This is a genomic window from Cupriavidus sp. 05N38, from assembly GCF_056397345.1.
In genome coordinates this window covers 1-6,578 of sequence record NZ_JBFTNF010000128.1, presented here as the reverse complement: position 1 = coordinate 6,578, position 6,578 = coordinate 1, and the positions used below count along the sequence as shown (strand labels likewise).

4 protein-coding genes are annotated in these 6,578 nt (G+C 63.3%); all 4 read right to left on the bottom strand.

The window, feature by feature from the left end; genetic code table 11:
* On the bottom strand, positions 1 to 594 hold a 594-nt coding region (locus AC1DK4_RS40045), incomplete at its 3' end, for a hypothetical protein (RefSeq protein ID WP_477117267.1).
* The gene (locus AC1DK4_RS40040) at positions 591 to 3,422 is read right to left on the bottom strand and encodes a toxin VasX (RefSeq protein ID WP_441624423.1); all 2,832 of its coding nucleotides are present in this window, start codon (positions 3,420 to 3,422) and stop codon (positions 591 to 593) included. The genes AC1DK4_RS40040 and AC1DK4_RS40045, both read right to left, overlap by 4 nt.
* Before the next feature lie 16 nt (positions 3,423 to 3,438).
* Positions 3,439 to 4,365 carry a hypothetical protein gene (locus tag AC1DK4_RS40035; RefSeq protein ID WP_441624421.1) on the bottom strand — a complete coding sequence of 309 codons (927 nt, stop codon included), beginning with the start codon at positions 4,363 to 4,365 and terminating at the stop codon, positions 3,439 to 3,441.
* Positions 4,362 to 6,488 carry a type VI secretion system Vgr family protein gene (locus tag AC1DK4_RS40030; protein WP_477132231.1) on the bottom strand — a complete coding sequence of 709 codons (2,127 nt, stop codon included), beginning with the start codon at positions 6,486 to 6,488 and terminating at the stop codon, positions 4,362 to 4,364. The genes AC1DK4_RS40035 and AC1DK4_RS40030 overlap by 4 nt, the downstream gene beginning before the upstream one ends.
* Between the last annotated feature and the right edge of the window lie 90 nt (positions 6,489 to 6,578).

The window sequence follows — 6,578 nt, the reverse complement described above, 5'->3', positions numbered from 1 at the left end:
GGCCGAGCGATCGCCGTCGAACAGACCCAGGTTGCCGCAGGCCGCGCAGATTTCGGTCGACGGGTCCATCGTGTAATCGACCCCGATCAGGTACAGCGGATGCCGGCTGGCATAGCCACTGGCAGACACGATGGGGATGTAGCCGGCCAAGGCTTCGAGTTGGTTCCAGTCGAGCACGTGCAGGCGCTCTGTGCCGGGGAAAATGAAATAGAGCTTGCGCGTGCCGCGATGAATGCGGATGAAGGCGCCACGGCTGCGATGTGCGCCGCTGGCAAAGTAAAACAGGAAGGCCATGGCTGGCAACGATGGTGCACTGATCACCAAAGTCCCAACCATCTGAAAGGTTATCTTTTCTTTATCGACAATGGCTAACATGAATAACATCGCAGCGATCGTCACTAAGACGGACATACCGATAAAGCCCGCAGTACTGGTCCGCGTGAAATTCGCATAGGTCTCCAGTTCGACGCACTGATCATTGACGCGACGCACGCCATCGGGCTTGGGCGGCTCACTGATAGCGTGGTTCCGATAGAGCGGCGTGCCGCCCAGACGCAGGCTGGGCGGAAGTCGCTTGATGGTTTCCGCTTTCACAGAGGCGTCCCCACTGGCTCCAGCTTAGCCGGGTCGATGGGATCGGTGAACAGGCCTCCCGAGGAGAACACCAGTGGTGTCGGCGCGCCAGGCTGGTCGATGGCGAGCCCGGGTTGCTCGACCGGGGCGGGCAGGTACAGGTATTTCAGCGCAACCTTGGTGTCCTCGTGCATCTGGATGGCCCAGCCGCATTCCTTGCCGGTATGACCCAGTGGCGTGATCAAGCATTGGCGACGGTAGTCGATGGGGCTGGTACCCGCGGCATAGACAATGGGGCCTTGGACTGGCACAAGCTCGTTGCCTGCCAGGGTGAAGCTGAGTTGGGTTTGGAAATGTTCGGCAGGCATGTCGTTGGTGCCGGGCAACTGGCAATGGATGCGCAGGGTGCCGATCTCATAGCCTGAGGTCTTGTCCCACTCAGCGCTCAGGCGCGGGCGGTAGTAGAGGCCGTGGATGGCATCCAGTTCCTCGCTTCTTGTGTAATGCCGGCGATCGACACCCCAGGCGCTGTGCTTGAGCCATATTTCGACAGGACCGTGTTTGGTCATATCGACGCCGACATTAAAGGCGATGCCAACCCCCAGGGCGACAAGCCCCACCACGGCCCAGCCTGCGGGCGTGAGGCCAAGCACGGCCACTGCCGCCCCGCCACCGGATATCGTAGCGGCTGTCGCGGTGCCGCCGCCCCAGGCCGCCAGCGTCATAACGCCGCCGGCGATGGCAGAACCAAGGTACATGCGGGCCTGTTCGGAATTACTTTCATTGAGGGCATTGACTGCTCTAATGGCATCCGCTGCGGTCGCAATGCCAGCGCCACCTGCGCCGAAAATCGCCACGCCACGCTTGGTGGCGAATATTTTGGCGGTGGTGGCCAAGGCGACATTGCCACGCGCGCCCGCGCGAACGGCGACGACCGTAGCAACAATTTCGATGCCAGCAGCAATGAGCGCGCTAAAAGCACCGATCACTGAAACTGCGTTCGATACTTGAAGCTCGGTCGAATTGAATTGCTTACCCGCTTCCACCATGCCCTTATAAGCAAGCCATCCACCCAACCCGGTGAATAGGTACCCACCAGGCGTGCGCATACGCTTCAGCGTATTGATGAAGATGTTGCCTTCCACCTTGATGGGGCGCGTTGGCGGAAGCGCCAGCCGCTCGATCGGCGCGCTGTCCAGTTCGCGGTAGGTCGTCTCGCCAATCTTGACCCAGTCGTAAACCAGGATCCTGGCGGTCGCCTCCGCTTGCGTGACCTTGGGCATGGGACGCTTCCAACCGCGCAAGCGTTCGCTCCCGAGCGTCTGGTAACCCTGGAACTCGTAGGCGAAGCGCCACATGTCCGCCAGGCTGAGGTCGTACTGGACAATGGTGGCGTTAAAGCGGATCTCAATGACATGGCGTAGACGGCGCACGAGGATATCCGCCTGCTTGTTCTGCGGCAGCGCCTGCAGCAGGCCGATCAATGCATTGGTAGTGGGGGTGGCGGCATGCTCTTCCATGTACTTGTCCACCACGTCGAACATGTTCTTGGCGATGTCGGCAGTCTTTTCCTGAAGGCGCGCCATCAGAATCTGGCTGCCGTTCGCCAGCGCGAGCCAGTAGGGGCTCTGAGCGGGAGGTATCGACGTCAACTTGGCGAGAGCCCGCTGGCCGTCCTGCGTGTGGACCAGGCTACCGATGCAGTTGAATACCGCTTTTTCGTAATCGCGGGCGTTGTGCAGTATCTTCAGATCGAAACAACTCAGCGCTTTACCCAGTAGTCCGGGAGCTTCGATAAGGTCGACCCAGGACGACACGTCCCTGACCGCCATGTCGATAGCGGTGTCGAAGGCCACTATCCGTTTTTCATAGCGGTCCGGGAAGGCGACGGCGTTGGTGTAGTCGATCAGATTGCGCTGCTTGGCGAGCGCCTTAGCCAGTTCCGGAGAGCTTGCCCGCGGGCTGTTCTTTGCCGCCTGAAAATACCCGGCGATGAATCTTCCGCTCTGCAACTTGTGCGCATTCTCGCCAGCGTACCGGGTTTTTCTTTTGACTTCGGAGGCTGCCAGATAGTGAAGTTCGCCGACCATACCCACGGGGTCTTGCAGGGCAACACCGAGTGGCACCACCTCCTTGCGTGGCGACAGGGTGATATACATGTCGCTGATGATCCGGTTGAAGTCAGGACCGGGGGGCGAGGGCTGGATTTCGCTCCAGGGGTAGTACATCGCTTGGCCGTACGTCGCCGGCATCAGTTCGCGAGTCGCGGTGCCCAGGAGCACTGCATTGAACGCATGCGTCTGTGTGGCGCCGCCCGCAGGTTTGATCTTTGTCGCCAGTTTGTCGCGCAGACCACCGTCATTGGTTTCTATGCGCCAAAGCGTGGCATGCGTGAGGATGGTGTCGGTGGCCAGCACATAGACGGTATCGGCAATCTTGTCCTCTGGGGCGAGCAGGTAGGGTTTTGCACCGGTGGTATCGGGGCGGGCCAAGCGGCCGGGAGCGGCGTCCTGGCAGTCGGCTTCGGTCCACCAGATGGGCGCGAAGCGCACGTCGCTGGTGACCTGGTAATGCTGGGTCCACATGCGGCTGTTCTGGTAATAGAACAGGTAGACATAGGTGCCAGGACGCAAAACACGCAGGCCATACGCCTTGCTGCCCTTTAGTTCCGGATAGCCTTTCACGCTGAGTGTCGGGAAGACTGCGGCTTCGAAGCCCTTGTCGGCGATGCCGTAGCGCAGGGGGTAGACCGGGACGCCGCGCTGGCACGACGGCGGCGAAATGGCGCAATTCCTTGGCTTCTCACTGGGATGCGCGGGTTGAAGTGCTTTTTTGAGGGGCAGGGTCACGGTGGTAATCCTCAAACTAGGGGCACGCGATTTGCTGCAGGCGTTCCTCGGCTTCCTGCAGGCGCTGGCGAGCGGGAACATGGCGGCGGGTCAGGTGGTTTCGCAGCAAGGTGTCATGGGCGAACAACGCCTGGGGATAGACGAAGCGCAGCTCCATGTAGTGGCGCGCATCGCGCTCTAGGAGCAACGCCAGGCTGTCGGCTTCGCGGTCGAAGGCCATCAATTGCGCGTATAACTGCGTCTCCGTGAGCGCACTGGCCAGTGCCGGATGGCGCAAGGTGAACAGACGCGCGGTGTCGCGCATGAACCAGGCGTGGCTGGCCTGATCAAGCGTGGCTTCGTCTTCCGGCGTCAACGTGAGGTGGTGGCCGTCGGCCAGYGCGACGCCAGGCATGGCTGTTGGCGCATCGGCTTGCAGCCACTCGGTGGCGTGCTCGCCGCCGGCACGCCAGATCAAGCGAGCGATGGGACCAAACAGTTGGGCAAGGCGCTCGTTGGGAAGGCTTTCGCCTAGCTCTTCGAGTTGGCGCGATGCGCCAAGGCTGAAGGTAAGCGGCAAACCGTCAGCAGCGATGATCAGGCGCAATTGTCGTAGATGCCCGAGCAATTCCTGTTCGTCATCCGGTCCCAACAGCAGTAAGCCGGCGCGCTGGGGTGCCCAGGTTTCGAGGAAGTGGTTAAACAGGGTGGTGTCCAACGGCACCAGCATGGGGCCCTGCTGGTATCCGGGGGACTCGTACTGCCACGCTGTATCCAGCCACACCCACTGATGGTCGAAACGCTGGGTAAGCCCCCGAACATCGGCCTCCAGCGATTCGCTGCATTCGCCACTGAGCCAAAGCCAAGGGCGGGGTCCGTCTTGCAGCGTCGCCCAGGCCGGGGTCGTGACCACCTTGACGTGTTGCCGCGGCCAGCCTGGCACAGCGTGTTCAGCGGTGCTCATGCGTTTGTCCTTCCGCAGGGGCAAGGTTTGCGTGGGCAACTGCCGTCCGCGCGCATGGCGCATACGCGGTCCAACGCTTGACCGGCCCTGGGTGTGCCAGCCATGGATAGCGGATTCCCGCCGCCACCGCCCGGGTGCGAGATGGGCCCCTTGAATCGAATAGCGATCGCATCCAGGGTGATACCGTTGCCGTCAATGCGCAGCGTGCCGCCGGGCCCCCTGATGATGAGGTGCTCTGCCGCCTTCACTTCATAGCGCGCAGTCTTGCGCTCGATGCTTTGCCCGGCCTGCAGCTTGTCATGGCCCTGCACGGTGGTCTCAGCGTGCCCCTCGATCTCGATCCAGTGGTTGGCGGCAGTCTTGTCGCGGCGGTTGTTGCCCACCTCCTCGGTACGATCCTTGCCAGTCCGGATGGTGTGATTGCGCCCGACGGTCAGGAAGTCGTCCTGGCCGACGTCGTGGCGCCGGTCCTGGCCGACGGTCACCTGCTCGTCGTTGCCCACCGTTTCCTTGCGGTCATGTCCGATGGCAATCGTCTCGTCGTGCTCGACCTGCTCGCTGCGGTCATGCCCGACAAAGGTGGTTTCGTCGTGCCTGACGTGAATGTTCTGGTCCTTCTGCGCGTGGACGAAGATTTCCTCCTGGTCCTTCTCATCCTCGAAGCGCAACTCGTTGTAGCCCTCGCCCTTGTGGGTCTGGCTTTTGATGGTCATGCGGGTCTTGTGGTGCGGCAGCGCGTAGGGTGGCAACTGGTTGGAGCGGTACGTGCGGCCGGTGATGACCGGCTGGTCCGGGTCGCCGTCCCAGAAGTCGACGATCACCTCCTGGCCGATGCGCGGGATGGCCATGTGGCCCCAGGTGGCGCCGGCCCAGTTCTGCGCCACGCGGATCCAGCAGGAGCTGTGCTCGTCATGCTTGCCCTGGCGGTCCCACGGGAACTGGACCTTGACCCGGCCCCACTCGTCGCAGTAGATCTCTTCGCCGGCCGGTCCGACCACGGTGGCCGATTGCGGCCCCTCGATGCACGGTCTGGGCAGGGGCTCGGCGCGCCACTCGGCGCGGTCGGGGACCAGTTCGGCGGTGTAGCTGTAGTGGGTGCCTTGCTCGCTGCCGGCGCTCTCTTCGGCCTGGCTGGTGTGCTGCACGCCGTGGTGGCGCATGCGTATGGGGCGCCAGCCGTGGTTCATGTCGCCGCGGGGGTGGCCGGTGAGTTCGAAGGACAGGCCGGGCACCAGGCGCGGGTCGTCGCCCTCGACGCGGGCAAGGCGGGCGTCGCGGCGGTGGCCGCGCAGGCGCGCTTCGGTGAAGGGGCGGCCCGCCTCGTCACGCTTGTAGCGGCCCGGGTAGGCGTAGTGCGCGTAATGCGTCTTCTGGTGGTCCAGGTCGGCGCCGAGCGGAGCATGTTCCTGGTCGTACTGGGGATGGGTGAAGGTGTAGTCGCGCTGGGTGAGGCGTGCCGTAAGCACGTTCTCGGTGTAGGTGAAGCGGCGCAGGGCGGGCTCGGGCTGGTCGCCGCCGGGGGTGGGGTTGTAGAGGACGGGACCGCCGGCGATGCGGCCCTGCACGAACAGGCGGTCGCTGTGGATCAGGCGGTGGCCGTCGGCGTCGTGGCGGAAGGCAAAGTAGAAGCCCTCCTCGCGGGCAATGCGTTCGAGGAAATGCAGGTCGGTGTCGCCGGCCTGCACGCAGTACTCGCGTGGCAGGTGCTCGGCGGTGACGATCTGCTCGTAGCGGTTGGCCAGTCCGTGGTCCTTGAGTGCGCGCTGGAGGATCTCGGGTACGGAGAGGGTCTGGAAGATGCGCCAGTCGGAGGACAGACGCAGGCGGGCGAGGCCGGGCTCGACCACGGCGCGGTAGCGCGTCCGCCTGAAGCCGGTGTCGCCCTGCGCGAAGCGGCTGACCAGCCCATGGACATGGCGCACCGGTTCGTCGCCACGCCAGAGGGTGAGCAGGGCGGGCTGGTCGAGGATGGTGGCGAAGTCGAGGTCGGGGTCGGCATGGGCCAACTGCACGTCGAGACGGAAGGTCTCGGAGAGGGCTTCGTCGAGATCGAACTCGATGACCTCAAAGTCCAGCCCGCCGACGATGGCGAAGGTGAAGCGCAGGTCGGATTGGGTTGCCATGCTATCTCCATTACGTCTTTGCGACGTGCTTGCGATCTGGGCGCCGACCAGGACGCACGGCCCAGCGGTGCGCGTTGGCCAATAGCTGCT

What these genes read in the sequence shown, in the direction of transcription:
- AC1DK4_RS40030 (WP_477132231.1), bottom strand. Translation starts at nt 6,488, where the DNA reads ATGGCAACCCAATCCGACCTGCGCTTCACCTTCGCCATCGTCGGCGGG.